The 24,601-nt window shown below is 73.0% G+C and carries 21 protein-coding genes; 6 read left to right on the top strand and 15 right to left on the bottom strand.

Annotated elements, in window-relative coordinates:
• Positions 1-7: 7 nt before the first annotated feature.
• The 3 genes from O7631_RS12805 to O7631_RS12795 all read right to left on the bottom strand — a co-directional run bounded on the left by O7631_RS12805 (position 8) and on the right by O7631_RS12795 (position 3,003).
• Positions 8-586, bottom strand: coding sequence for a hypothetical protein (locus tag O7631_RS12805; RefSeq protein WP_278144422.1), 579 nt, complete (start codon positions 584-586; stop codon positions 8-10).
• A 70-nt stretch (positions 587-656) separates the two neighbouring features.
• Positions 657-1,361 carry a UdgX family uracil-DNA binding protein gene (locus O7631_RS12800; RefSeq protein WP_278144421.1) on the bottom strand — a complete coding sequence of 235 codons (705 nt, stop codon included), beginning with the start codon at positions 1,359-1,361 and terminating at the stop codon, positions 657-659.
• Positions 1,362-1,662: 301 nt separating this feature from the next.
• Positions 1,663-3,003 (bottom strand): aminotransferase class I/II-fold pyridoxal phosphate-dependent enzyme, encoded by a 1,341-nt coding sequence (locus tag O7631_RS12795; protein WP_278144420.1) that lies wholly within the window; start codon positions 3,001-3,003, stop codon positions 1,663-1,665.
• A 36-nt stretch (positions 3,004-3,039) separates the two neighbouring features.
• Here O7631_RS12795 and O7631_RS12790 point away from each other — a divergent pair, with 36 nt between their 5' ends.
• Both O7631_RS12790 and leuE read left to right on the top strand, forming a co-directional pair.
• Entirely contained in the window at positions 3,040-4,281 is a 1,242-nt protein-coding gene (locus O7631_RS12790; RefSeq protein ID WP_278144419.1) for a bifunctional pyridoxamine 5'-phosphate oxidase family protein/GNAT family N-acetyltransferase, read from the top strand.
• Positions 4,281-4,952 (top strand): leucine efflux protein LeuE, encoded by a 672-nt coding sequence (gene leuE, locus O7631_RS12785; RefSeq protein WP_278147923.1) that lies wholly within the window; start codon positions 4,281-4,283, stop codon positions 4,950-4,952. Before O7631_RS12790 ends, leuE begins: the two co-directional genes overlap by 1 nt.
• Before the next feature lie 9 nt (positions 4,953-4,961).
• Here the strand turns inward: leuE and O7631_RS12780 are convergent, their stop codons facing one another.
• From O7631_RS12780 to O7631_RS12735, 10 genes are all read right to left on the bottom strand, one after another.
• The gene (locus O7631_RS12780; protein ID WP_269680532.1) at positions 4,962-5,894 is read right to left on the bottom strand and encodes a sporulation protein; all 933 of its coding nucleotides are present in this window, start codon (positions 5,892-5,894) and stop codon (positions 4,962-4,964) included.
• Positions 5,895-6,013: 119 nt separating this feature from the next.
• On the bottom strand, positions 6,014-7,078 hold the full coding sequence (locus tag O7631_RS12775) for a hemolysin family protein (RefSeq protein WP_145784960.1): 1,065 nt from the start codon (positions 7,076-7,078) through the stop codon (positions 6,014-6,016).
• The gene (locus O7631_RS12770) at positions 7,075-8,430 is read right to left on the bottom strand and encodes a hemolysin family protein (protein ID WP_278144418.1); all 1,356 of its coding nucleotides are present in this window, start codon (positions 8,428-8,430) and stop codon (positions 7,075-7,077) included. The genes O7631_RS12775 and O7631_RS12770 overlap by 4 nt, the downstream gene beginning before the upstream one ends.
• A gap of 183 nt (positions 8,431-8,613) precedes the next feature.
• Positions 8,614-8,973: a monovalent cation/H(+) antiporter subunit G gene (mnhG, locus tag O7631_RS12765; RefSeq protein ID WP_278147922.1), complete on the bottom strand. Its 360-nt coding sequence runs from the start codon at positions 8,971-8,973 to the stop codon at positions 8,614-8,616.
• Positions 8,973-9,236, bottom strand: a complete 264-nt coding sequence (locus O7631_RS12760) for a monovalent cation/H+ antiporter complex subunit F (RefSeq protein ID WP_278144417.1) — start codon at positions 9,234-9,236, stop codon at positions 8,973-8,975. The genes mnhG and O7631_RS12760 overlap by 1 nt, the downstream gene beginning before the upstream one ends.
• Complete coding sequence (locus O7631_RS12755) at positions 9,233-9,844, bottom strand: Na+/H+ antiporter subunit E (RefSeq protein ID WP_278144416.1); 612 nt, start codon at positions 9,842-9,844, stop codon at positions 9,233-9,235. The genes O7631_RS12760 and O7631_RS12755 overlap by 4 nt, the downstream gene beginning before the upstream one ends.
• Positions 9,841-11,346, bottom strand: coding sequence for a Na+/H+ antiporter subunit D (locus O7631_RS12750; protein ID WP_278144415.1), 1,506 nt, complete (start codon positions 11,344-11,346; stop codon positions 9,841-9,843). Before O7631_RS12750 ends, O7631_RS12755 begins: the two co-directional genes overlap by 4 nt.
• Entirely contained in the window at positions 11,346-11,825 is a 480-nt protein-coding gene (locus O7631_RS12745; RefSeq protein ID WP_278144414.1) for a Na(+)/H(+) antiporter subunit C, read from the bottom strand. The genes O7631_RS12750 and O7631_RS12745 overlap by 1 nt, the downstream gene beginning before the upstream one ends.
• Before the next feature lie 58 nt (positions 11,826-11,883).
• On the bottom strand, positions 11,884-14,718 hold the full coding sequence (locus O7631_RS12740) for a Na+/H+ antiporter subunit A (RefSeq protein ID WP_278144413.1): 2,835 nt from the start codon (positions 14,716-14,718) through the stop codon (positions 11,884-11,886).
• Positions 14,719-15,139: 421 nt separating this feature from the next.
• Positions 15,140-15,526 carry a hypothetical protein gene (locus tag O7631_RS12735; RefSeq protein WP_278144412.1) on the bottom strand — a complete coding sequence of 129 codons (387 nt, stop codon included), beginning with the start codon at positions 15,524-15,526 and terminating at the stop codon, positions 15,140-15,142.
• Between the two features lie 177 nt (positions 15,527-15,703).
• On the opposite strand from O7631_RS12735, the gene O7631_RS12730 reads away from it, so the two are divergent.
• Positions 15,704-20,359 carry an ATP-dependent helicase gene (locus tag O7631_RS12730; protein WP_278144411.1) on the top strand — a complete coding sequence of 1,552 codons (4,656 nt, stop codon included), beginning with the start codon at positions 15,704-15,706 and terminating at the stop codon, positions 20,357-20,359.
• Positions 20,360-20,365: 6 nt separating this feature from the next.
• On the opposite strand, the gene O7631_RS12725 is transcribed toward O7631_RS12730, so the two are convergent.
• Positions 20,366-20,968, bottom strand: coding sequence for a hypothetical protein (locus O7631_RS12725; RefSeq protein ID WP_278144410.1), 603 nt, complete (start codon positions 20,966-20,968; stop codon positions 20,366-20,368).
• A gap of 320 nt (positions 20,969-21,288) precedes the next feature.
• Here O7631_RS12725 and O7631_RS12720 point away from each other — a divergent pair, with 320 nt between their 5' ends.
• Together O7631_RS12720 and O7631_RS12715 are read left to right on the top strand one after the other, a co-directional pair.
• Positions 21,289-22,089, top strand: coding sequence for an SAM-dependent chlorinase/fluorinase (locus O7631_RS12720; RefSeq protein ID WP_278144409.1), 801 nt, complete (start codon positions 21,289-21,291; stop codon positions 22,087-22,089).
• A 25-nt stretch (positions 22,090-22,114) separates the two neighbouring features.
• Entirely contained in the window at positions 22,115-22,357 is a 243-nt protein-coding gene (locus O7631_RS12715) for a CPCC family cysteine-rich protein (protein WP_088946738.1), read from the top strand.
• A gap of 28 nt (positions 22,358-22,385) precedes the next feature.
• Here O7631_RS12715 and O7631_RS12710 read toward each other — a convergent pair whose 3' ends face one another.
• Complete coding sequence (locus O7631_RS12710; RefSeq protein WP_278144408.1) at positions 22,386-23,645, bottom strand: hypothetical protein; 1,260 nt, start codon at positions 23,643-23,645, stop codon at positions 22,386-22,388.
• Positions 23,646-23,754: 109 nt separating this feature from the next.
• Here O7631_RS12710 and O7631_RS12705 point away from each other — a divergent pair, with 109 nt between their 5' ends.
• Positions 23,755-24,564 carry a DNA-formamidopyrimidine glycosylase family protein gene (locus O7631_RS12705; protein WP_278144407.1) on the top strand — a complete coding sequence of 270 codons (810 nt, stop codon included), beginning with the start codon at positions 23,755-23,757 and terminating at the stop codon, positions 24,562-24,564.
• Positions 24,565-24,601 lie beyond the last annotated feature (37 nt).

Raw genomic sequence — 24,601 nt, 5'->3', positions numbered from 1 at the left:
GCGGTGTCTATCGGGGCGACCTCGGTGGGTCGGCCACCAGCAGGGATGCGAGCCGGCGAATTCGGGTCAGCGTCAGCACGGCGACGGCCACACTGACGACGGCTACCGCCCCGGAGAGGACCACGGAGCCCTCGTTGTCGGCGGCGAGCAGAGCCAGCAGGAACAGGCCGAGACAGATCGTGAGGATGACCAGCAGCGCCGCCCAGGTGGCCCGCCGCTGTCCGGCCAGGTAGCCGGGCAGTGCGGCCCGGGTGGCCTCATCCTCGGGCACCGTGCCGGTGCGCAGTGCCTCGCGCAGCGCGTACCCCTCGGGGTCCCGCCGCGCGGCCTGCTCGCCGGCGGCCAGCCGGCCGATGTAGATCGCGGGACCGATGCAGACGGCGTTCCAGGCACCGCCCAGCACGGCATCGACCAGCGACTCCTGCCGGTCGAAGAGCCAGCGAACCGGCAGCCCGACGAACACCGTGACCGGCACCCAGTAGACGGCAATGAGCTGGAGACCGGGCGCCCGTTCGAGGAACCGCCGCCGCCCCTCCCCGCCCCCGGCAGGCGCATCGGCACGACGTGCGTCGCTGTCAAGGTCCATCGACTCTCGTTACCCACCCACGACCGCGGCGCAATCCCTCGGCGCACTGTCGATCGTGGACGATTCGGCGTCAGTCGGGCAGGGCGCGGGTGACGACGGTGAGGTCGGCGACCAGGCCCTCGTACGCCTTGTCCTGGTCGTCGGCGCGCAGCACCGCGGACGGGTGGATGGTGGCCAGCAGGCGAGCCTGCGGCGCGTCGGCCCGCTTACCGGCGTTGTCCACCGGCACGCGTTGGAAGTCCTCCGGGTGCTGGGCCGAGGCGGGCCAGGGCAGCAACTCGCCCCGCTGCCGGGTGACCCGGAAGGACGGCCCGAGCAGCGCCTTGGCGGCGGTCGCGCCGAGCACCACCACGATCTCCGGGCGCAGCCGGGCGAACTCGGCGACCAACCAGGGTCGGCAGGCGGTGATGTGCACCTGGTCGGGGGTCTGGTGGATCCGCCGCTTGCCGCGCAGCTCGAAACGGAAGTGCTTCACGGCGTTCGTCAGGTAGAGGTGGCGCGGGTCCAGCCCGGCGTCGTCGACGGCGCGACGCAGCAGCCGACCGGCGGGGCCGACGAAGGGCAGCCCTTTCTGGTCCTCCATGTCGCCCGGCTGCTCGCCGACCAGCACCACCCGGGCGCTCTCGTCGCCTCGGCCGAAGACCGTCTGCGAGGCGTCCCGGTACAGCTCGCAGCCCCGACAGCCGCCGGCGGCGGTGCGCAGGGCGTCGATGGTGTCGGCGTCGGGCGGGATGAACCGCTGGGCGCCCGGGGCGTTCCCGGTCTGCTCGGCCATGCCGACTGTTATATACCCGTTCGATGCCTGGTGCCGGGTACGCCCGCCGGTCGAACCACGTCAGTAACCGTTTCCGCCACCGTCACCACCGGACGCGATAGCGATCAGCACGATGACGATGATGATGATCACCAGCGCCACCACGATCCAGATTCCCTTGCGTGCTCCGGGAGAAGCCATGGTCCCACCTCCGGCGGCCCGCATACCCTGCCCTTTAACCCCGAATCCTCGCAACCTCCTACTTTCTGCGCGAACCGTAAGTCCCGCCGACACCGGGCGCACGGCGGCGGAGCGCTGCCGGTCAGGTGGGGAACCCCGGGGGCGGGGTGGGGTTGGCGGCGTGGGCCAGGGCGGCGGCCAACGGGGCCAGGTCGTCGGTGTGCAGCGAACTGACCGTGACGCGCACGGCGGGCGCGGCGGCGATCCGGTAGAGAGCGCCGGGGGCCACCGCCCATCCGGCGTCGCGCAACGCGGTGACCGCGCTGGTCTCGTCCGGGACCGGCAACCAGACGTTGATGCCGCTGCGGCCGTGCCCCCGCAGGCCGTGCTCGGCCAGCGCGGTCAGCAGCCCGTCGCGTCGCTGCTCGTAGCTCTGCGCGGCCCGCCGCACCAGCTCGTCCACCGCCGGGTCGCTCCAGAGGGCGAGGACCAGCCGTTGCAGCACCGTGGAGACCCAGCCGGCCCCGACCCGGGTCCGACCGGCCACCCGGGCCACAGTCGTCTCGTCGCCGACCAGCACCGCGAGCCGCAGGTCCGGGCCGAAGGGTTTGCTCACCGACCGCAGGAAGGCCCAGCTCGCCGTCGCCCCGGCCAGGGGATGCAGGGGTACGCGGGCCAGCTCGGCGGCATGGTCGTCCTCGACCAGCAGCAGGTCTCGCCGGCCGTCGAGCAGCGTGCGCAGCGCCTCGGCGCGCTCGGCGGAGACGGCCGAGCCGGTCGGGTTCTGGGCTCGGCTGGTGACCACCAGCGCCCGCGCTCCGGCCGCGAGCGCGGCGGCCACCCCGGCCACCATCGGCCCCTCGTCGTCCACCGGTACGCCGATCGGGCGAAGCCCCAGCGCGGCCACCAGGTCGAGCAGGTTGGCCCAGCCCGGGTCCTCCACAGCGACCGCGTCGCCGGGGCGCAGGTGGGCGCCGAGCAGCCGCTCGATGCCGTCCAGCGCGCCGCCGGTGATGGTCAGCTCCTCGGCCGGCACGCCGTCGGCGTCCAGTCGGGCCCGGGCGGCCTCGGCCAGCTCGGGCAGCACGCCGGCCTCGGAGTAGCTGACCGACGGGCCGGTGCCGGCGGCGAGCGCCGCCAGGTGCGGGCCGAGTGGCGGGAGCAGCCGGCGGTCGGGTTCGCCCCGGGACAGGTCCCGGGCCCCGGGCAGTGATGGCGGGCGTAGCGCGGAGCGGCGGGCGGCCACCGGGGGGCGAGGGCGGACCCGGGTGCCGTGTCGTCCGGCGGTGACGAGTAGGCCACGTTGGCGCAGCTCCTGGTAGGCGCGGGCGACGGTGGCGGGGCTGACACCCAGGTCGGCGGCGAGCGCCCGCACCGGTGGCAGCGCGGCCCCCGGAGACAGCGCGCCGGTACGGATGCCCGACTCGATGCCGGCCGAAATCTCGACGGCCGTCGTACCACTGAGCTGATAGCGTGCTGACACAAATAAGAAATTGTACTAGAACAAAGGGGCGCGCGCATGTATCCACCCACCGCCCGGACCACACCCCACCGCTCCCGCGACAGGATGAGCTACGACGAGGCCGCCGCCCACGCCGTGCTCGACGAGGCGTACGACTGCGCGCTCGGGTTCACCGTCGACGGCCAGCCACGGGTGCTGCCCACCCTGCACGTACGCATCGGCGACACCCTCTACCTGCACGGATCCACGGGGAGCCGGCCGCTGCTGGCCGCCCGGGGCGACGGGCTGCCGGTCTGCGTCGTGGTGACGGTGCTCGACGGGCTGGTCTTCGCCCGTTCCCAGTTCCACCACAGCGCCAACTACCGCTCGGTCGTCGCGCACGGCACCGCCCGACTGGTCACCGACGAGCGGGAGAAGCTCGCCATGCTCACCGCGCTGGTGGAGAAGGTCGGCCCGGGACGCAGCACCGACACCCGCCCGCCCAGCCGACGGGAGCTGGCCGAGACCGCCGTGCTGGCGCTGCCCCTGCGCGAGGTGTCCGTCCGGGCCCGCAGCGGTGGGGTACGCGAGGACGAGGATGACCTGCACCTGCCGCACTGGGCCGGCGTGCTGCCGCTGCGGTTGACCGCCGGACAACCCGAGCCGGACGCCGGGGTCACCGCACCACTGCCGGCGTTCCTGCGCACGGCCCGCACTCGGTGGCACGACCCGGTGCCCCTGCACGGCGAACACGTCCGGCTGGAGCCGCTGGACCTGGCCCACACCGACGAGTTGCACACCGCCACCGCAGACCCGGAGGTGTGGCGGCACCTGAGCGTCGCACCGCCCCGCACGCCCGCCGAGACCGCCGAGGTGATCGGCACCGCCCTGACCGCCCACCACCGGGGCGAACGGGTGGCCTGGGTGCAGCGGTGCGCGGCCACCGGGGCGGTCGTCGGCAGCACGTCCTACTACGAGATCGACCCGGAGCGGCGGGCGGTGGCGATCGGGCACACCTTCCTCGGCCGGCCCTGGTGGCGCACCGGAATCAACACCGAGGCGAAGCTGCTGCTGCTCGGCCGTGCCTTCGACGACCTGGGCGCGGTCCGGGTGGCCTGGCACACCGACATCCGCAACGTCCGCTCCCAGGCGGCCATCGAACGGCTCGGCGCGACCCGGGAAGGCGTCCTGCGGATGCACCGGCAACGCCCGGACGGCTCCTGGCGGGACACCGTCCAGTACGCGATGACCGTCGACGAGTGGCCGAACGCACAGGCCAGGCTGCGGGAAAGACTTCGCCGTACGGCACCGGTGGCGTGATGATGGCGGGCGTGCTGGGGATCACCGACATCTGGACGTACGTGCTGGGCACCGTGGCCATCATCCTGCTGCCTGGGCCGAACTCGCTCTTCGTGCTCTCGACCGCTGCCAAACGAGGGGTGGCGGTCGGCTACCGGGCCGCCGCGGGCGTGTTCGTCGGCGACGGGGTGCTGATGTTCCTCTCCGCCGCCGGGGTGGCGTCGTTGCTCAAGGCGTACCCGCCGCTGTTCCTGGTGATCAAGTACGCCGGTGCCGCGTACCTCGGTTATGTCGGGGTGACCATGCTGCTCGGCGCGGTGCGGCGCTGGCGCGACCGCAACGACCCGAACACGCCGCGGCTCATCGACGCCGCGGAGCCGGCGGCGATGCGCAGCCCGTTCCGCAAGGCGCTGGTGATCAGCCTGCTGAACCCGAAGGCGATCCTGTTCTTCATCTCGTTCTTCATCCAGTTCGTCGACCCCGGCTACGCCTGGCCGGCGCTGTCGTTCCTGCTCCTCGGCCTGATCGCCCAGGTGACCAGCGCGCTCTACCTGACCGCGTTGATCTTCGCGGGCACCTTCCTGGCCGCCCAGTTCCGGCAACGTCGCCGCCTGGCCGCCGGCGGCACCACCGCCGTGGCCGCCCTGTTCCTGGCCTTCAGCCTCAAGCTGGCCACCGCGACCGCCGGCTGACCCCGGCCGTCAGGTGCCGTCGCCGCCACCGGATCCTCCGCCGCCGACGCCAGCGCCGCCGGCGGTGCCGCCCAGCCCGAAGCCCGGGCGGATCGGCTCGTCGGGGTGTCGGCTGACATGGGCGGACCCGCCGATCTGCGCGGACCAGTCGGCGTGGGCGGCAGCGGCGGCGTGCCGGTTGATCGCCTGACGGAGCCAGCCGTCCACGGTGGCGACCCAGTCCCGCCGGTCGGCGTCCTCGTGCCAGATCCGGAACCTGCTGATGCTCTGGTGGGTGATGCCGGCCAGCGCCAGCCGGCGATCCATCCAGAGGATCGCCTCCAGGCCCGCCGAGTTGGTCACGAAGATCACCTCAAGCTCCGTGATCGGGCCGGCGTAGAGCGGCCCCACCCAGAAACCCCAGCGTTGGTGCAGCGGCAGGGTCTGCTCCACCCCGGGCAGCTCACCCTGCTGCAAACCCGCCTGGCGGATCGCGAAGCCGAGCGTGTCCAACGCCGCGAACACGTGCTGCTGGGTGGGGAGCGGATGCACGAAGACGGGCACCATCGCCCCCTGGTCGAGGTCGGGGTCGACGGACACCTCGGTCCGCAGACCCATCCGCAGGCTCAGCAGCGGCACCCCACCGAAGGTCGTCACCGGGGTCTCCCAGGGCAACGGCATGGCGAAGTCGACGGCTCTGCGCCGCCCGGCCGGTACGACGAACCGACCGGCGATCGGCACCTGGTGGAACTGCACGAGTCGCCGGGCGGCGGACGGGTCGTCCGGTTCGACAGTGGTGACCAGACCGAGCCGGATGTGCCGCACCAGCACGTCCTCGGGCCCGGCCGCGACCGTCACCCGTCCCGGCAGGCGCAGACCCGGCCGGGTGCTCGGGTTGGGGAGCGTGGTCTGCACGGACAGGCCGGTCCAACCGGACTCCCGGGACACTCCCGTCAGCCGCACCGCGCGCCCCCTCCCGGCAGGGCCCCGTCGGCCCCACCCGGCGCGCCTACCCGGTCGGCGTGACCTCAAGCCCGCAGCGCCGCCCCGGCCGCGCACATCGGCGCGGCCGGGTCGGCGGGTCAGCGCAGGCGGCGTCCGCGCGGGACCGTGTCGGTCTCGTCGTCGAACTCCCCGATGACCTCCTCCAGGAGGTCCTCCAGGGCGACGAATCCGATCGGTCGAGCCGGGCCGCCGCCGTTGCGCACCAACGCGAGCTGCGACTGCCGGGCCCGCATCGCCGCCACCGCCTCGGTGACCGAGGACGTCGCGGGCAGGGTGAACGCGGGAGTCATCAACTCCCCGGCGGTCGCGGCGCGGCCGGTGGTGACCACCCGTACCGCCTCGCGGACGTGCACCAGGCCACAGACGTCGCCCTGCTCGTCCAGCACCGCCAGGCGGGATCGGCCGCTGTCCCGGCTGACCTCCTCGATCCGGCCGGCCGGATCGTTGCGGCGGACGGTGACCATGGTGGCGAACGGTTCCATCACCTGCGCCACCGACGTGCCCTGCAACTCCAGCATGCTGGTCAGCAGCTGGTGCTGCTCCGCGCCGAGCAGCCCGTGCTCGCGGGACTGCTCCAGCAGGATCCGCAGCTCGTCCGGGCCGTGCACCTGGGCGAGCTGATCCTGCTGGTTGACCCCGAACAGCCGCAGGATCGCGTTGGCCAGCGCGTTGAGCGCGGACAGCACCGGCCGCGACACCCGGGCGAAGGCCCGGAACGGCAACGCGAGCAGCGTCGCCGAGCGCTCCGCGTCGGTGATCGCCCACGACTTCGGCGCCATCTCCCCCACCACCAGGTGCAGGAAGGTCACCACCCCGAGGGCGAAGACCAGAGCGATCAGGTGGCTGGCCGCGTCCGGCAGGCCCACAGCGTGCAGCAGTGGGCTGAGCAGGTGCTCGATCGCCGGCTCGGCCAGCGCGCCGAGACCCAGGGTGCACAGCGTGATGCCGAGCTGCGCGCCGGCCAGCATCAGCGACAGCTCGCGGACGCCGTCCAACGCGGCGCGTGCCGCCCGGCCGCCGTTCGCCGCCGCCTGCTCCAGGCGGTACCGCTTGCTGGCCACCAGGGCGAACTCGGCGGCCACGAAGAACCCGTTCAGCGCCAGCAGGATCACCGAACTGAACAACGCGATTCCGGGGCTCATGCCGTCACCTCGGGTTTGGTCAGCTGCAACCGCACCGAGTCGGCCACGTGCCGGTCCACGGCCAGCACCTCGACCAACGCGCGGGGCTCCGCGTCGTTGACCTCGCCGTCCGCGCCCTCCGGCAGCAGGCTGATCTCCAGCCGGTCACCGACCTCCGGCACCCGGCCCAGCTCCCGCATCACCAAACCGGACAGGGTGTCGTACTCCGGCGCCTCGGGCAGGGCGATTCCGGTGCTGTCGGCGACCTCGTCGATCCGCCAGCGCGCCGGCACCACCCAGGACCCGTCGTCCTGTCGGGCGGGTGCCCGCTCCGGTGGGTCGTCCTCGTCCCGGATCGGGCCGACCAACTCCTCGGCGATGTCCTCCAGGGTGATGACACCGGCGAAGCCGCCGTACTCGTCGACCACGCAGGCCATCTGCCGGTGACCGGACCGCAGGCGGTCCAGCACCGTGGGCAGGGGCAACGTCTCCGGTACGAGCAACGGCGGCCCCGCCACCGCGCTCACCGGGGTGGTCGCCCGCTCCCCCGGGGGTACGCCGAGCACGTCGGCGATGCCGACGACGCCGATCAGGTCGTCGACGCCCTCCGCACCGCGCACCGGGAAGCGGGAGTGGCCGGTGTCCAGCAGCTCGACCACCCGGCTGACCGGCTCGTGCGCCCGTACGGTGTGCACGTCGACCCGGGGCACCATGGCCTCCCCGGCGGTCAGCTCGCGGAAGTCCAGACCTCGGTCGAGCAGCGTGGACATCTCCGCGTCCAGGCTGCCCTCCTCGCGGGACTCGGCGATGATCTGCTCCAGGTCGGCAGGGGTGGCACCACTGGGCAGCTCCTCGATGGGTTCGATGCCCACCCGCCGGAGCAGCCGGATCGACGCCCGGTCGAAGAGCCGGATCAGCGGCCCGGCGACGGCCAGGTAGATGAGGGTGGACCGGCTCAGCGCGCGGGCCAACTGTTCGGCGCGCGCGATGGCCAGGTTCTTCGGCGCCAGCTCACCGAGCACCATCTGCACGATGGTGGCGATGACCAGGGCCAACGCCACCGAGAGCGGCAGGCTGACCGCCTCGCTGACGCCGGCCACGCCGAGCAGGTCGGCCAGGCCACCACCCAGGTACGGCTCGGCGACGTAACCGACCAGCAGGGCGGTGACGGTGATGCCGAGTTGGGCACCGGAGAGCATGAAGGAGAGCCGGCTGGTGACGGTCAGGGCCCGGGCAGCGGCCTGGTCGCCGTCATCAGCGAGCTGACGCAGCTTGCCCCGGTCCACGGCGACGTAGCCGAACTCCTGCGCCACGAAGTAGCCGGTGGCGGCAGTGAGAACAATGATCAAGAGGAGACCAACGACGATCAACACGGGTCGCTCAGGGCTCCCGGGGTCGTCGGTACGGGAATATGCCGGGCACGACCCGGCTGGCTACTGCTGCCCTCCTGGGCAGAAGAGTCGATCATGCCGCCATTTTATCGGCGCTGGCTGGAACTCCGCTGAGGGTGGGCCGAAGGAGCGGATAGTCCGTTTCACCGGGCCTGCCCGGGGCCGTCACGCCTGGCCTCCCGACCCGCCGCCCGGTCCGCGGTCGGCCAGCTCATCGGCGTCGAGCAGGCTCCGGTCGAGGCGCCCCGATCGGTACGCGGCCCGCCCGATCATCTGGGCCGCCACCGGCGCGGTGGCGAGCTGGAACACAGCCACGAGCAGGAGCATGCCGAGGTCCGATCCGGAACGCAGACGCAGCGCGATGCCGATCAGCAGCAGGAGCACTCCGAGCACCTGCGGCTTGGTGGCGGCGTGCATCCGGGACAGGGCGTCGGGGAAACGGAGTACGCCGATCGCGGCGGCCAGTGCGAGCAGCGCGCCGGCGATCAGGCAGGCCGCGCCGAGCCAGTCAGCGACGGTGCTGATCACACCTGCTCCCGGACGGCGAAGCGGACCAGCGACACCGAACCGATGAACCCCAGCAGGGAGAGCACCACGAGCACCGGCAGCGTGGTGGCGTGCCGGTTCACCGCCGCCTCCGCGCCGACCGCGCCGACCATGGTGGCGAGCAGCATGTCCGCGGCAATCACCCGGTCGATCAGGGACGGGCCCCGGTAGAGGCGGGCCAGTGCCAGCAGCGCGGTCACCGACAGCAGGACGGTGAGAACGGCGGCCAGAAAGGTGCTCATGGTTCGGTTTCCTCCTCGACGGGTCGGGACTCGACAAGCCGCAGTTCGGCGGCGGAACCCACGGAGCGGATGATCCGGCGCTCGACGGCGAGCGTGCGCTTCCGGGCCGTGGCCAGGTCCGACGGCCGATGAGTGTCCAGCACGTGCACGTAGAGGGTCGCGGACTGCCGGTCCACCTCGATGATCAGCGTGCCCGGAACCAGCGAGACCGCCTCCGCGGTGAGCGCCAGGTTCAGGTCGCTGGGAACCCGCAGCCGAACCCCGATGATCGCCCCACGCGGTCGGTAGCCGGGCTGCACGGCGATCCGGGCGATGTGCAGGCTCGCGGTGACCAGCTCGACGGCGAACCGGCCGGCGAACACCAGCAGCGCCCCCGGCCGCAGCCGGCCACCGAAGCTCACCGCCGGCAGCGGGTAGAAGACCAGCACCGCGCCGCCCACGAGCAGGCCGCCGACCAGGTTCGCCCAGTTGACGTCCCCCCAGAGCAGGTTCCAGACCAGCACCAGCCACCCGAGCGCCACCACCTGGTCCCGCCAGCGCCCGAGCCGGCCGCGTCCGGACACCTCGCGGCCGGAGGCGTCCGGACCGGCCCCGGACGAGCCGGTCACGGCTCACCGCCCGGAAACACGGCATGCACGTACGGGGTACGCAGGCGCAGGTCGGCCGCCGCGTCGGCGGTGACGTCGAAGAGCGGACCGGCCAGCACCGTCAACGCCAGCCCGAGCGCGACCAGGGCCACGGTGGCCCCGACCATCAGCTTCGGCAGTTGGACGACGGGCTCACCGGTGGCCAGCCGGGGCGCACGCCAGAAGGCGATGTTCCATACCCGGGACGCCACGTAGAGGGTGAGCAGGCTGGTCATCGTGCCGGCGGCCACCAGCACCCCGGGCAGCGGCCCACCAGCCGCCACCCCGGCCTGGAGCAGGCCGAGCTTGCCGAGGAACCCGGAAAACGGTGGCACCCCGGCCAGGTTCATGGCCGGGACGAAGAAAAGCACACCGAGCAGCGGAGCCACCCGGGCCAGCCCGCCGATCCGGCGCAGGTCGGTGCTGCCGGCGCGCTCCTCGACCAGACCGGCGACCAGGAACAGCGTGGTCTGGATGGTGATGTGGTGCACCACGTAGAAGATCGCGCCGGAGAGCCCGGCGGCGGTGCTCAACGCCACCCCGAAGATCATGTAACCGATGTGGCTGACCAGGGTGAACGAGAAGAGCCGCTTCAGATCGGACTGGGCCACCGCACCGAGGATGCCGACCACCATGGTCAGCCCGGCGACCACCATCAGCAGCGTGTCCGCCTGCCCACCGGGAAACAGCAACGTCTCGGTGCGAATGATCGCGTAGACGCCCACCTTGGTGAGCAGACCCGCGAAGACGGCGGTGACCGGGGCCGGTGCGGTGGGGTAGCTGTCCGGCAGCCAGGCCGACAACGGGAAGACCGCCGCCTTGATCGCGAAGGCCAGCAGCAACGTCAACTCCAGGGCCAGCCGGACCCCGTCCGGCAGGTCGTCGAGGCGTTGGGCGAGCTGGGCGAGGTTGAGCGTGCCGGTGGCCGCGTACACCAGGCCCACCGCCGTCAGGAACATCATCGAGGAGAGGATGCTGACCACCACGTACGTCGACCCGGTCCGGATCCGGGTCTCGGTGCCGCCCAACGTGATCAACACGAAGCTCGCGGCCAGCAGGATCTCGAAACCGACGAAGAGGTTGAACAGGTCACCGGCCAGGAACGCGTTGGTCACGCCCGCCGTGAGCACCAGATACGTCGGGTGGAAGATCGACACCGGCGTGGACTCGCTCGTCTCACTGCGACCCTGACCGATCGAGTACAGCAGCACGCAGAGGGTCACCGCCGACGACACCACCACCATCAGCGCTGCCAACTGGTCGGCCACCAGCACGATGCCGACCGGCGCCGGCCAACCGCCGACCGCCACCACCACCGGCCCGTGCCGGTACGCCTGCACCAGCAGCACCAACGCCACCACGAGCGTGCCGCCCAGGCAGAGCACACTGATCGCCCGCTGAAGTCGGGGCCACCCGGCCAGCAGCAGGGTCAACGCCGCACCGAACAGCGGCACCACCACCGGCAACGGCACCAACGCGCCCATCACGCCTCGTCCCCGCGCCGCAGCCGACGACGGGCAGGCTCCGGATCGACCTGCTCCGGGTCACCGTTCGGCCCCTCGCCGCCGTGGTCGACGGCACCCACCTCGTTGCGCCCGGCCCGGCGGATGATCTGCCGGTCCTCCAGGTCGTCGGGCACCTCGTCGTCACCGGAGAGATACCAGCTGCGGTACGCCACAGCGAGCAGGAACGCGGTGAACCCGAAGGTGATCACGATGGAGGTCAACACCATCGCCTGCGGCAGCGGGTCGCTCATCCGATCCACCGGACCGGTGCCGACGATCGGCGCCCCGCCCGACCGCCCACCCAGCAGGATCAACAGGTTCACCCCGTTGCCGAGCAGGATCACACCCAGCAGGACCCGGGTCAGGCTGCGCTCCAACAGCAGGATCACCCCGCACCCGAACAGCACCGCGACCGCCAGCACCTGCACCAACGTCGGCCCAGCGTCGCTCGCGGTCACGGCCGGTCCCCCTTTGTTCGCGACTGCGGGGCTCGCAAAACCGGCTCACTCCTCGCGCTCACGGCCGGTCCCCCTTGTCGACGGCCAGGCCACCAGGTGCCTCCCCGGTGGCCTCGATGTGCCGGTCCACCTCCGCGCCGAGGCTGCGCAGGATGTCCAGCACCAACCCGATCACGACCAGGTACACGCCGATGTCGAAGAAGAGAGACGTCACCAGGTGGAGGTCGCCGACCAGCGGCAGGGTCTGGTCGAGCTTGGCGCTCTCCAGCACCGCGCCACCGGCCAGCAACGCCACCACCCCAGTGCCCGCCGAAACGGCCAGCCCGGCACCGAGGATCGGGCCGGCGCCGATCGGAGCAGCCTCGGTCAGCTCGTACCGGCCACCCGCCAGATAGCGCACCACCAGGGCGAGACCCGCCACCAGGCCGCCCGCGAAACCACCGCCCGGCGCGTTGTGTCCGGAGAAGAGCAGGAAGAGGGAGAACAGCACAACGGTGTGGAAGATCAGCCGGGTGACCACCTCCAACACGATCGAGCGGCGCTCCGCGTAGAGAGTGGGGCCACCGCGCAGCCACACCGACCGACCGGACTCGCTCAGCCGCTGGTCCGACTCCGGACGGCGCGGACGCGGCCCGGTGCGGGACCGCTCGAAGATCAGGCTGGCCACCCCGGTCGCCGCCACCACCAGCACCGCCAACTCCCCCATGGTGTCCCAGGCCCGGATGTCGACGAGGGTCACGTTGACGACGTTGCGGCCGTACCCCTGGACCACCGCCAGGTCCGGGAAGACGGCGGAGATGTCCGGTGCCCGGCGGGCACCGGCGGCCGTGAGGGCCAGCCCGGCGGCCACCACACCCACCGCCACCCCGATCACCCGACGAATCCAGCGGGTGCGGCGCAGCGGGCGGGCCGAGAACCGCTCCGGCAGCCGACGCAGCACCAGCACGAAGATCGCGATCGTCGCGGTCTCCACCAGGAACTGGGTGAGCGCCAGGTCTGGTGCCCCGTGCAGGACGAACAGCATCGCGGTGCCGTAGCCGGTCATTCCCACCAGCAGCATCGCGGTCAGGCGCCGACGGGCGCCGACCGCCAGCACCGCGGCGACCGCGATCACCACGACGACCACCGGTTGCAGCGGGCTGTCCCAGAGCGGGAGCCGAGCCCGCCACGGGCCGGCGGAGAGCATCGCCGTGCCGGGCACCAGCACCAGGGCGACCAGGATGATGCCCAGATACTGCGGCAGGGAGCCACGCTGGGTCGCGCCGGTGACCTCGATGGCCAGCCGGTCGAACCGGCCGACGATCCACTCGTACCCCTGGTTGCCGGTAACCGGCGCGCGCAGCCGGGCCACCACCGGGGCGAACGGCCCGCGCAGGGCGAAGAGCAGGCCACCGCCGACGAGCGCCACCACCGACAGACCGAGCGCCGGCGTCGGCCCGGACCAGAGCGCCAGGTGCGCGTCCACCCCACCGAGCAGATCGGCGTACGGACGCAGCAGGTCGTCCAGCACGCTCGCGGCCGGACCGGCGAGCAGGCCTACCCCGGCGAGCACCGCCGGCGGGACCAGCATCGACGCGGCGACCGGTCCCGGTCGGACCGGCTCCACGCCCGGCCGGTCGGCGAACGCGCCCCAGAGGAAGCGTGCGCTGTACGCGACGGTGAGCACCGTCCCGGCGACCAGACCGGTGAGGAGCACCGGCTGGTCGGTGAACGCCGCGAACACCGCCTCCTTGGACACGAAGCCGACCAGCGGCGGCACACCGGCCATCGACGCCGCAGCCAGCACCGCCACCACGAACAGCGGCCGGGACCAGCGCCGCAGCCCGGTCAACTCGCGCAGGTCACGGGTGCCGGCGCTGTGGTCGATGATGCCGACGACCAGGAACAGCGCCGCCTTGAACAGCGCGTGCGCCAGCAGCATCGCCACGCCGGCCAGGGCCGCGTCCGGGGTACCCGAGCCGGTGACCGCGATCAGCAGACCGAGCTGGCTGACCGTCCCGTACGCCAGCAGCAGCTTCAGATCGGTCTGCCGCAGCGCCGCCCAACCGCCGACGAGCATCGTCGCCACGCCGGCGACCTGCACCACCGGCCGCCACGGGCCGACCGTTGCGAGCACCGGCGCGAGCAGCCCGACCAGGTAGACGCCGCCCTTGACCATCGCGGCGGCGTGCAGGTACGCGCTGACCGGCGTGGGGGCCGCCATCGCGACCGGTAGCCAGGAGTTGAACGGCAGTACCGCCGACTTGGACAGCGCGCCGGCCAGGATCAGCAGCACGGCCCCGACGAGGTACCCGCCGCCGGGCAGTTCCTGGGAGGTGATCTCCGACCACCGGTAGGTGCCGGCGTGCTCGCCCAGCATGATGAACCCGACCAGCATGGCGAGCCCGCCCAGCGTGGTGACCGTCAACGCCTGCGCCGCCGCCCACCGGCTGGACCGCCGTTCGGTGCTGTGCCCGATCAGCAGGTACGAGAAGATCGTGGTCAGCTCCCAACCGACGTAGAGCAGCAGCAGGTCGTCGGCGAAGACCAGGACGAGCATCGCGCCGGCGAAGGCCACCAGGACCCCGGCGAACTGCGCCATCCCGGTGGAGCCGGTGCTGAAGTAGCGGGCGCTGTAGACCAGGATCAGCGCGCCGACGCCGCCGATCAGCAGTGTCATCAGCCAGGACAGCGTGGTGAGCCGTAGCGCGATGTCCAGACCCAACTGCTGGATCCACGGGTACGTCTCGACCACCGCCCCGCCGTCGGCGACGTCCGGGGTGCGGGCAACCGCCCAGCAGAACGCGGCGGCCGGCGCCAGCGCCAGCGGGTAGCACGCGCTGGAACCCCACCACCGGACGAGCAGCGGTGCGGCGAGAGCCGCCGCGAGGTGGAGGACTAGTAGTACCAGCACCTGCGCTCCCGATCGAGGTGGCCGACGCCCGTGCAGCGGTGGCGCCTAGCAGCGATCAGACGACAGTTCATCGCCCTCCGGGCGGTTTTGCCGGAATTCGTCCGCAGTCCACCGCCCAGCACCAGGCCCGAGGCCACGCTGGAAGGCGTCCTGCGGGCGGCTCGGCCAGGTCGATCATGGAGTTGTGGTGACCGTTTCGGTCACGAAAGGGGCCTTTGTCACCCACCACAACTCCATGATCGACCCGACGGAGGGGTGGGGCCGAGGGTGGGGCGGGGGGGGTGGGGCCGAGGGTGGGGCGGGGGGGGTGGGGCCGAGGGTGGGGCGGGGGGTGGGGCCGAGGGTGGGGCGGGGGGGGTGGGTGGGGGTGGGCGGGGGGTGGGCGGGGGTGGGCGGGGGTGGGCGGGGGGGTGGGCGGGGGTTAGTGCAGGAGGGCGTTGTTGAGCGGGTTGGTGTCGTCCGGGGCGGGGCGGTCGCGGTGGAGCTCGGCCAGGAGATCCAGCCGGCCGAGTTGACGGGCGACCCGGTCGACGACCCTCTCGGCGGCTGCCAGCGACCGCACCGAGAGCAGCCGGCCACGGCTCTCGCGACGCAGCACGAAGTAGTGGACGGCGACGCGGACCTGGCCGCGATCGGCAGCGCTCGCCTGGGCGGTGCAGCGGACCAGCTCCCGCAGGCAGCGCGCGAGGCGTTCGGCGAGTTCGAGCTCGGGGCCGTGCAGACCGCCACGGAGGGCGGCAAGATGGCTGTCAACCTTGCGAATCAGCACGTCGGTGCCCGGTTCGACGGTGCGCTGCTCGCCGGCCATCAAATCCCCTCACCCCGGTTCGCGTTGCGAGTGAAGTTACTTTATGTTGCTCCTCAGAAGCAAGCAGTTAAGTGAGACTTAACGTATTAAGCGCACGTTCCACGCTTTTTGCTTTAGTCGGGCACATTCCGCGTCGGCTCGCTCGTGGATGTCGTACCGACGGGGCACGATGGACCGGTGACCGGGGCAGACGCAGACGCCGGCGCGGTGCTCGCCGGGTTCGGCGCGGCAACCCGCGCCTGGTTCGACGCCGCCTTCGCCGCGCCCACCGCCGCCCAGACCGGCGCCTGGCGGTCCGTCGCGGCCGGCCGTAACGCCCTCGTGGTGGCCCCCACCGGCTCGGGCAAGACGCTCGCCGCCTTCCTCTGGTCACTGGACCGGCTGGCCCGTGAGCCGGCGCCGGCCGAGGCCCGCCAGCGGTGCCGCGTGCTCTACGTCAGCCCGCTCAAGGCCCTCGCCGTCGACGTGGAACGCAACCTGCGCGCCCCCCTGGCCGGCATCCGCCAGGCGGCCACCCGTCTGGGTGTCGCACCGCCCGACATCACCGTCGGCATGCGCACCGGCGACACACCGGCCGACGAGCGACGGGCCTTCGCCCGCACCCCACCGGACATCCTCATCACCACACCCGAGTCGCTGTTCCTGCTGCTCACGTCCGCGGCCCGTGACTCGCTGCGCGGCGTCCAGACGGTGATCGTCGACGAGGTGCACGCGGTGGCCGGCAGCAAACGTGGCGCCCACCTCGCCCTCTCCCTCGAACGCCTCGACGAGCTGCTTCCCGCCCCGGCGCAACGCATCGGCCTCTCCGCCACCGTCCGGCCGATCGACGCCTGCGCGCAGTTCCTCGGCGGTGCCCGCCCGGTCGACGTGGTGCAGCCGGCCACCCCGAAGACCATCGAGGTGAGCGTCCAGGTCCCGGTGGAGGACATGACCCGCCTCGACGAGCAGGAGCAGCCACCGGAGGACGACCTCGGCGGCCCCGGGCCACGACGTGCCTCGATCTGGCCGGCCGTCGAGGAACGGGTCTTCACCCTCATCGGGCAGCACCGCTCGACGATCGTGTTCACCAACTCCCGCCGCAGCGCCGAGCGCCTCTGCGCCCGGCTCAACGAGCTGGCCGCCGAAGAGGCGGCCGAGGGCGCCAACGGCGTACCGGAAGGGTTGTCGGCCGACGACGACCTGGCGGGCGACCGCGATCCGGCGTCCGGGGCGCAGCGGTGGGGTGGCCCCGCGGGTCCGCTGCGCAACCGGCCACCGGCCGAGGTGATGGCCCAGCCCGGCGAGGCCAGCGGCGCGGCGCCGGTGATCGCCCGCGCCCACCACGGCAGCGTCTCCCGCGAGGAGCGCAAGCACATCGAGGAGGCGCTCAAGTCCGGCCAGTTGCCGGCGGTGGTGGCCACCTCCAGCCTGGAGCTGGGCATCGACATGGGCGCGGTCGACCTGGTGGTGCAGATCGAGGCGCCACCGAGCGTGGCCGCCGGTCTGCAACGGGTCGGCCGGGCCGGGCACCAGGTGGGGGCGGTCTCCCGTGGGGTGGTCTTCCCGAAGCACCGCGGCGACCTGCTGTCCTGCGCGGTGGTCGCCGAGCGGATGACCGACGGCGCGATCGAGGAGCTGCACTACCCGCGCAATCCCCTGGACGTGCTGGCCCAGCAGATCGTCGCGATGGTGGCACTGGAGCCGTGGCCGCTCGGCGACCTGGCCGTGCTGGTCCGCCGGGCCGCGCCCTTCGCCGAGCTGCCCGACTCGGCGTTGCACGCCGTTCTGGACATGCTCTCCGGCCGCTACCCGTCCACCGCGTTCGCCGAACTCCGTCCCCGACTGGTGTGGGACCGGGCCACCGACCTGCTCACCGGCCGTCCCGGCGCGCAGCGACTCGCGGTGACCAGCGGCGGCACGATTCCCGACCGGGGCCTGTTCGGGGTCTTCCTGGCCGGTGCGGAGCGGGCCGCCCGCGTCGGTGAGCTGGACGAGGAGATGGTCTACGAGTCGCGGGTCGGCGACGTCTTCCTGCTCGGCTCCTCCTCCTGGCGCATCGAGGAGATCACCCCGGACCGGGTGCTGGTGTCGCCCGCCCCCGGTCAGGCGGCGCGGATGCCGTTCTGGAAGGGCGACCAGCTGGGCCGGCCGGTGGAGCTGGGCCGGGCCATCGGCGCCCGGGTGCGCACCCTGCTGCGGCAGAGCGACGAGGCGGCGCTGGCCGCGCTGCGCGACGGCGGCCTGGACGACTGGGCCGCCGGCAACCTGATGGCCTATCTGCGCGACCAGCGCGAGGCCACTCGCTCGCTGCCCGACGACCGGACGATCGTGGTCGAACGGTTCCGCGACGAGCTGGGCGACTGGCGGCTCGCCGTGCACAGTGTCCTCGGTGCCCGGGTCAACGGGCCCTGGGCGCTCGCGGTCGGTCGTCGGCTGGCCGAGCGGTACGGGGTGGACGCCCAGGTGATGCCCTCCGACGACGGCATCGTGGTGCGCCTGCCGGACACCGCCGACGAGCCACCCGGCGCCGACGTGGTGGTCTTCGAGCCGGACGAGATCGCCCAGCTCGTCGAGGAGTCGGTCGGCACCTCGGCGCTCTTCGCCGCCCGCTTCCGGGAGTGCGCCGCCCGGTCGCTGCTGCTGCCCCGCCGCGACCCGCGCCGCCGCCAACCGCTCTGGCAGCAGCGGCAGCGTGCTGCCCAACTGCTCGACGTCGCCCGCGAGTACGCCGACTTCCCGGTCACCCTGGAGGCCGCTCGGGAGTGCCTCCAGGACGTCTTCGACCAGCCCGCGCTGGCCGGGTTGATGCGGGACCTGGCCAACCGCAAGGTGCGGCTCGTCGAGGTCGAGACCAGCGCGCCGTCCCCGTTCGCCCGGTCGCTGCTCTTCGGTTACGTCGGCGCGTTCCTCTACGAGGGCGACGCGCCGCTCGCCGAGCGTCGCGCCGCCGCGCTCGCCCTGGACTCCACGCTCCTCGGTGAGCTGCTCGGCCGGGTCGACCTGCGCGAGCTGCTCGACCCGGCGGTGCTCACCGAGACCGATCGGCAGCTGCGGTGGCTGACCGAGCAACGTCACCCCCGCGACGCCGAGGACGTCGTCGAGTTGCTGCGGGTTCTCGGTGACCTGAGCGACGCCGAGTTGACCGAGCGGGGGGTGCCGGAGGCCTGGCTGACCGAGCTGGAGGCCACCCGCCGGGTGCTGCGGGTCCGGATCGCCGGTGAGCAGCGCTGGGTGGGTGTCGAGGACGCCGCCCGGCTGCGCGACGCTCTCGGCGTGGCGTTGCCGGTCGGGGTGGCCGAGGCGTACCTCGCCCCGGTGGCCGATCCGCTCGGTGATCTGGTGGCCCGCTACGCCCGCACCCACGGGCCCTTCGCGGCAGCCAGCTGCGCGGCCCGCTTCGGGCTCGGCGTGTTCGTCGTCGAGCAGGCGTTGCGCCGGCTCGGCGCGACCGGACGGGTGGTCTCCGGGGAGTTCACCCCGGACTCGGCCGGCGCCCAGTGGTGCGACGCCGAGGTGCTGCGGATGCTGCGCCGCCGCTCGCTCGCGGCGCTACGCCGGGAGATCGAGCCGGTGCCGCCCCGGGCGCTCGCCACGTTCCTGCCCCGCTGGCAGCAGGTCGGCTCCTCCGCCCGAGGTGTGGAGGTGCTCGCCGCGACGGTGGAGCAGTTGCAGGGCGCGGCGGTGCCGGCGTCCGCCCTGGAGCGGCTGGTGCTGCCCGGTCGGGTCGCCGACTACTCCCCCGCCCAGCTCGACGAGCTGTGCGCCAGCGGGGAGGTGCTGTGGGCGGGTTCCGGCGCGATCTCCGGAGGTGACGGCTGGGTGACCCTCGCGTACGCGGATGCCGCACCGCTGCTGCTCCCGCCGCCGGACGAGGCGTTGACCCGTACCCCGTTGCATGACGCGGTCCTCGACGCGCTCGGTGACGGGCAGGCGCTGTTCTTCCGGGCGTTGGCCGACCGGGTCGGGTCGACCGACGACGCCGCGCTGACCACTGTGATCTGGGACCTGGTCTGGGCCGGGCACCTCACCAACGACACCCTCGCTCCGCTGCGCGCGGTGCTCGGCGCCGGCGGTGCCCACCGCTCGCGGCCGTCCGCGCCGCGCACCCGTTACCGACGGCCGGGTCGGGTGGCACTGCCCAGCCGGAGTGGTCCGCCGACCGTCGCCGGTCGGTGGTCGCGCCTGCCGGAGCGCGACGTCGACCCGACCCGACGGGCCGCAGCGCTCGCCGACGTCCTGCTCGAACGACACGGCGTGGTCACCCGCGGCGCGGTGATGGCCGAGCAGGTGGTCGGCGGTTTCTCGGCGGTATACCCGGTCCTGTCGGCCTTGGAGGAGCGCGGCGCGGCCCGCCGGGGTTACTTCGTCGAAGGGCTGGGCGCGGCGCAGTTCGCGGTGCCGGGCGCAGTGGACCGGCTCCGCGCGTTGGCCGACCCCACCGACGGCGCACGGGGCCGGGGCACACCGGCCACCGTGCTCGCCGCCACCGACCCTGCCAACCCGTACGGCGCGGCGCTGCCCTGGCCGGACCGGGTGCTCGACTCCGGTGACGGGGCCGCCCCGGCGACCGGGCACCGGGCCGGCCGCAAGGCCGGTGCGCTGGTGGTGCAGGTCGGCGGTGACCTCGTCCTCTACGTGGAACGTGGCGGCCGGACGCTGCTCTCCTTCAGCGACGACGCCGACGCCCTCGCCGCGGCCGGCAAGGCGCTCGCGGATGCCGTCCACTCGGGCGCGTTGGGTGCGATGTCGGTGGAGCGGGCCGACGGCGAGGCGGTGCACTCCTCGCCGCTGCGCGACGCGCTGACCGCCGCCGGTTTCCGGGCCACCCCCCGTGGTCTGCGCCTGCGCGGCTGACCGCGCTCAGCCGAGGCCGTTGAGCACCTTCTCGTATCGCAGCCGGTCGGCTGACGGGGTCTTCGCCGCCAGGTAGTTGAGCACCACCGCTCCCCGTCGGTACGACTGGCCGCCCCAGGTCTCCGCGATGTCGCTGGCGCTGGTCTCGTCCGGGAACACGTACACCGTGACGGCGTCGGTGGCGACGATCTCGGAGCAGCCCAGGCCCAGCCCGTCCGGTCCACAGTCGACCGAGCGGTCCTTCTGGTTCGACACCTTCAGGCCCGCGGCCTTGAACGCGGCAACCACCTGCGTGGCGCCCGGAGCCCCGGCCGGCCGCTGCGGCAGCACCACCGGCGGCGGGCTGGTCGGCCGGCGCTGCGTGGGCCCCTGCGGCGGGACGGACGGCGCGCCGGATCCTGGGGTTGTCGGCGGTGCGACCCCGTCGGTGCTGGGCGGGGCAGCCGAGGGTGTCGGCGCACCCGGGAGACCGGTGGCCGCCGGGGCCGAGAAGGACGAGACGCTGGGGGCCGCGCTCGACGGGCCCGCGTCGTCGTCACCGCCGCAACCAGCGGTGACGGCGACGACGACCAGCAGGGCTCCGACGGCGGGCAGGCTCCGAAGTGTCACCACCGCAGTCTGCCCAACCGCGCGGGACGGCGCGAGGGGCCGGTCGGTCACCGCGCTGTCCCGTTTCCGCCAACCGCCCTCCGCCCGAAGATCCGCACAACATCCGGGATGCTGCTGCCTCGAACGCGTCGGAGGCAGCACGATCAGGGATATTGCGCGGATCTTGGCGCGGGGCGCGGGGCGCGGGGTGCGGAGCGCGGGGCGCGGGGCACGGGGCACGGGGCACGGGGCACGGGGCACGGGGCGCGCTGGGCGCTGGGCGCAGGGCGCAGGGCGCAGGGCGTGGGACGCGGGGCGCGGGACGCGGTTAACCTGCGGGCATGGCCGCTACGCCCTGGATCTCCCTGACCACCGACTACGGTCTCACCGACGGCTTCGTGGGCGCCTGCCACGGGGTGATCGCCCGGCTCGCGCCGGCCGTCCGGGTCATCGACGTGACCCACCTGGTGCCACCGGCGGACGTCCGTCGGGGCGCGGCGGTGCTGGCGCAGACGGTGCCGCACCTGCCCGTTGGCGTGCACGTGGCGGTGGTCGACCCGGGGGTGGGTACCGCCCGACGGGGAGTCGCGCTGGCCACCCCCGGTGGGTTACTGGTCGGCCCGGACAACGGGTTGCTGCCGGACGCCGCCGCCGCTCTCGGTGGGGTGACCGCCGCAGTGCAGCTGACCGAACCGCGCTGGCTGGCCGATCAGGTGTCCAGCACGTTCCACGGGCGGGACCTCTTCGCACCGGCGGCGGCCCGGCTGGCCCTCGGCGTGCCGCTGGCCGAGGCGGGGCCGCCGGTCGATCCGGCGGACCTGGTCCGGCTGCCGGCGCCGACGCTGACTGTGGACGACGAGGGCTTCACCGCCGAGGTGTCGACAGTGGACCATTTCGGCAACGTCCAGCTGGCCGCACCAGCGCGGCTGCTCGATCCGCTTCCGGCGGCGCTGCGGGTCGGGCCGCCCGGTGCGGAGCCGACCCGACCGGCCGTGCGGGGCCGAACGTTCGCCGACGCACCGGCCGATGGTCTGGTGGTGTACGTCGACTCGGCCGATCTGGTGGCGGTCGCGGTCAACGGCGGGCGGGCGGTGGACCTCCTCCGGGTTGCCCCGGGTGACGTCCTGCGGGTTTCCCGCTGATATTCGACTGTGGAATGCTGCCCCGGTGGGTGAACAAGTGGTTCCCGTGGGTTGTCCCTGCTGCGCCTCACGGACCGGCGGGGGGACCTGCCCGGTCTGTTTCTGGACCGACGACGGCCAGACCGACGCCGACGCCGACGCGGTTCGGGGTGGCCCCAACGGCGACCTGAGCCTTTCGCACGCCCGACTCAACTACGCCGTCTACGGTGCCAGCCACCCGCGCTACCAGGACATGGTGCGGCAGGCCCGCCCCGACGAGCGCCCCTGACTCAGCACTCGACGGGGCGGTGTGCGGTTCAGCAGACCGGCACGCTGCCGCCATACACGCTGGAGATGTAGGCGTGGCTGACGTACTGCCCGGTCGCCAGGCGGTTCCAGCGGGTGGTGGTGCGGTAGGGCCCGGCCACCCGTTGTCCGGTGACGTAGCACTGGATCGGCACGTGGGCCAGCCGGGCGGCGAGGCCCCGCACGGCGTACGAGGTGCCGGCCCCGGAACGGATGTTGAGTGGGCCGTCACCGACCACGCCCCGCGGTCCGCCACCGGTCCACAGGTAGGCGACGTCCACCCAGGCGTTCGTGGTCAGCTGGAGGCCGTCCCAGAAGGTGCCGTCGGCGAGGTCGATGCCGGCCGGGTTGAGCACGGTACGCCCGAACTGGTCCCGCCCACCGTTGTAACCGGACTGGTACGCGGCCTGCGCCTCGGGCCGGCCCTGCGGCAGGTCCTTCCAGTTCTCCCGTACCGATGACGGGTTCCAGTAGTCGTCGCGGGTGTTCCACGGCCCGACGTCCCAGACCGGCGCGTACTCGCAGCGGGCGCCGTTGGTCGTGCAGACCCGCACCGTGTAGTCACCGGTGTTGAGCGGGGACAGGCCGCGCCGCGACGGCAGCGCCACGAAGTGGTCCCGGGGTTGCACGGTACGGCCGTTGGCGGTCAGCTCACCGACCAGTCCGACGCGGGTGGCGTACACCCGGTAGGTGCGGCCGGGCGTGGCGGCGGACACGGCGGCTGTCGCGTCGGCGGTGAGCCGCACCCCGCGTACCGTCGCGGTGGCACCGCCGTTGGTCGCGGTGAGCACCACGCGGGTCTGCACCCGGGTGACCGACCTGTCGAAGACGGCGCCGGCGGTCGCGGTCCGCCACTCCGTCCAGCCGAGGGTCCGCCAGCCGCGGACCTGCGCCTCCACTGTCGCGCCGCTGGGGACCGACGCGTCGATCTCGGCGCGGACCCGGGTGGCCGGCCGGGCGAGGGTGCGGGAGGTGGTCAGCAGCATCCCTTCGGCGACGGCGCTGTGCGGGCTTCGCGCGCGGTGTCCGGTGGCCCGGGTCTCGCGCAGCCGTAGCCCGGCTGCGGTTCGTCGGACGTTGACGTCGTCGCGGTCCACGACGGAGAGGTCGGCGTCCCACAGTTCGCCGCTCGGGGCGGCGGCGAGGACGAGCGGACTGTCCGGTGCGGCGTCAGCGACGCCGCCGACGGTGGGTAGGAGCGCTGCGGTGAGCAGGAGGGAGGACGTGGCGACGAGGGCGGCGGACGGGATACGACAACGAGGTCGCGTCATGGGCATTCTCCTCAGAACCCCTTGACCCTCGCATGTCGGGAGATCATGAGGAACCTGACTACAAATAGCGAAACATGCGAATTCTGCTCGAAAGAGGGAGGATGGCAGGGTGCCCGAAGGAGACACCGTCTGGAACACCGCGCGCGTGCTGCACCGCGCGCTCGCCGGTGCGCGGATCACCAGCAGTGACTTCCGCGTGCCGCAGCTCGCGACCACCGACCTCGGCGGCTGGACCGTGCGCGAATCGGCCAGCCGGGGCAAGCACCTGCTGCTGCGCCTCGGCGCCCCCGACGAGTCTCCCTGGACCCTGCACTCGCACCTGAGGATGGACGGCGCCTGGCGGGCGTACGCACCGGGGGAACGCTGGAGCGGGCGGCCCGCCCACCTGATCCGGGTGGTGCTGCGCAGCCCCGGCGCCGTCGCGGTCGGCTACCACCTGCACGAGATCGCCCTGGTGCCGACCGCCGAGGAGGACCGGCTGGTCGGTCACCTCGGGCCCGATCTGCTCGGCCCGGACTGGGATCCGGCCGAGGCCGTCCGCCGGCTCGCCGACCACCCGGAGCAGACCATCGGCGAGGCGCTGCTCGACCAACGCAACCTGGCCGGGGTGGGCAACCTCTACAAGTGCGAGGTGCTGTTCCTGCGGGGCGTGTCGCCGTGGACGCCGGTCGACGCGGTGCCGGACCTGCCCGGCATGGTGACCCTGGCGCAGCGGCTGCTCGCCGCCAACCGTGGCCGGTGGACGCAGAGCAGCACCGGTTCGCTGCACCGGGGGCAGACCAGCTACGTGTACGGTCGCCGCGCCCAGCCCTGCCGCCGCTGTGGCACCGCGATCCGCAAGGAGGAGCTGGGTGACCGGGTCACCTACTGGTGCCCGGTGTGCCAACCCGAACACCCCGGCCCACCCGCACCGGGCTGACCAGCGCGATGTTCTCCCAGAAACGGACGATTGGGTA

Source organism: Micromonospora sp. WMMD967 (assembly GCF_029626165.1).
GTDB lineage: Bacteria > Actinomycetota > Actinomycetes > Mycobacteriales > Micromonosporaceae > Micromonospora > Micromonospora taraxaci.
The sequence above is the reverse complement of the archived record's forward strand: the minus strand, read 5'-3'. Positions and strand labels throughout refer to the sequence as shown.

Bases quoted from the DNA above. Each gene is read 5' to 3' on its own strand.
- O7631_RS12710 (WP_278144408.1), bottom strand. From the start codon at position 23,645: ATGACGCGACCTCGTTGTCGTATCCCGTCCGCCGCCCTCGTCGCCACG.
- O7631_RS12805 (WP_278144422.1), bottom strand. From the start codon at position 586: ATGGACCTTGACAGCGACGCACGTCGTGCCGATGCGCCTGCCGGGGGC.
- O7631_RS12760 (WP_278144417.1), bottom strand. From the start codon at position 9,236: ATGAGCACCTTTCTGGCCGCCGTTCTCACCGTCCTGCTGTCGGTGACC.
- O7631_RS12775 (WP_145784960.1), bottom strand. From the start codon at position 7,078: ATGAGCCCCGGAATCGCGTTGTTCAGTTCGGTGATCCTGCTGGCGCTG.
- leuE (WP_278147923.1), top strand. From the start codon at position 4,281: ATGATGGCGGGCGTGCTGGGGATCACCGACATCTGGACGTACGTGCTG.
- O7631_RS12790 (WP_278144419.1), top strand. From the start codon at position 3,040: ATGTATCCACCCACCGCCCGGACCACACCCCACCGCTCCCGCGACAGG.
- O7631_RS12720 (WP_278144409.1), top strand. From the start codon at position 21,289: ATGGCCGCTACGCCCTGGATCTCCCTGACCACCGACTACGGTCTCACC.
- O7631_RS12735 (WP_278144412.1), bottom strand. From the start codon at position 15,526: ATGGCCGGCGAGCAGCGCACCGTCGAACCGGGCACCGACGTGCTGATT.
- O7631_RS12750 (WP_278144415.1), bottom strand. From the start codon at position 11,346: ATGGGCGCGTTGGTGCCGTTGCCGGTGGTGGTGCCGCTGTTCGGTGCG.
- O7631_RS12800 (WP_278144421.1), bottom strand. From the start codon at position 1,361: ATGGCCGAGCAGACCGGGAACGCCCCGGGCGCCCAGCGGTTCATCCCG.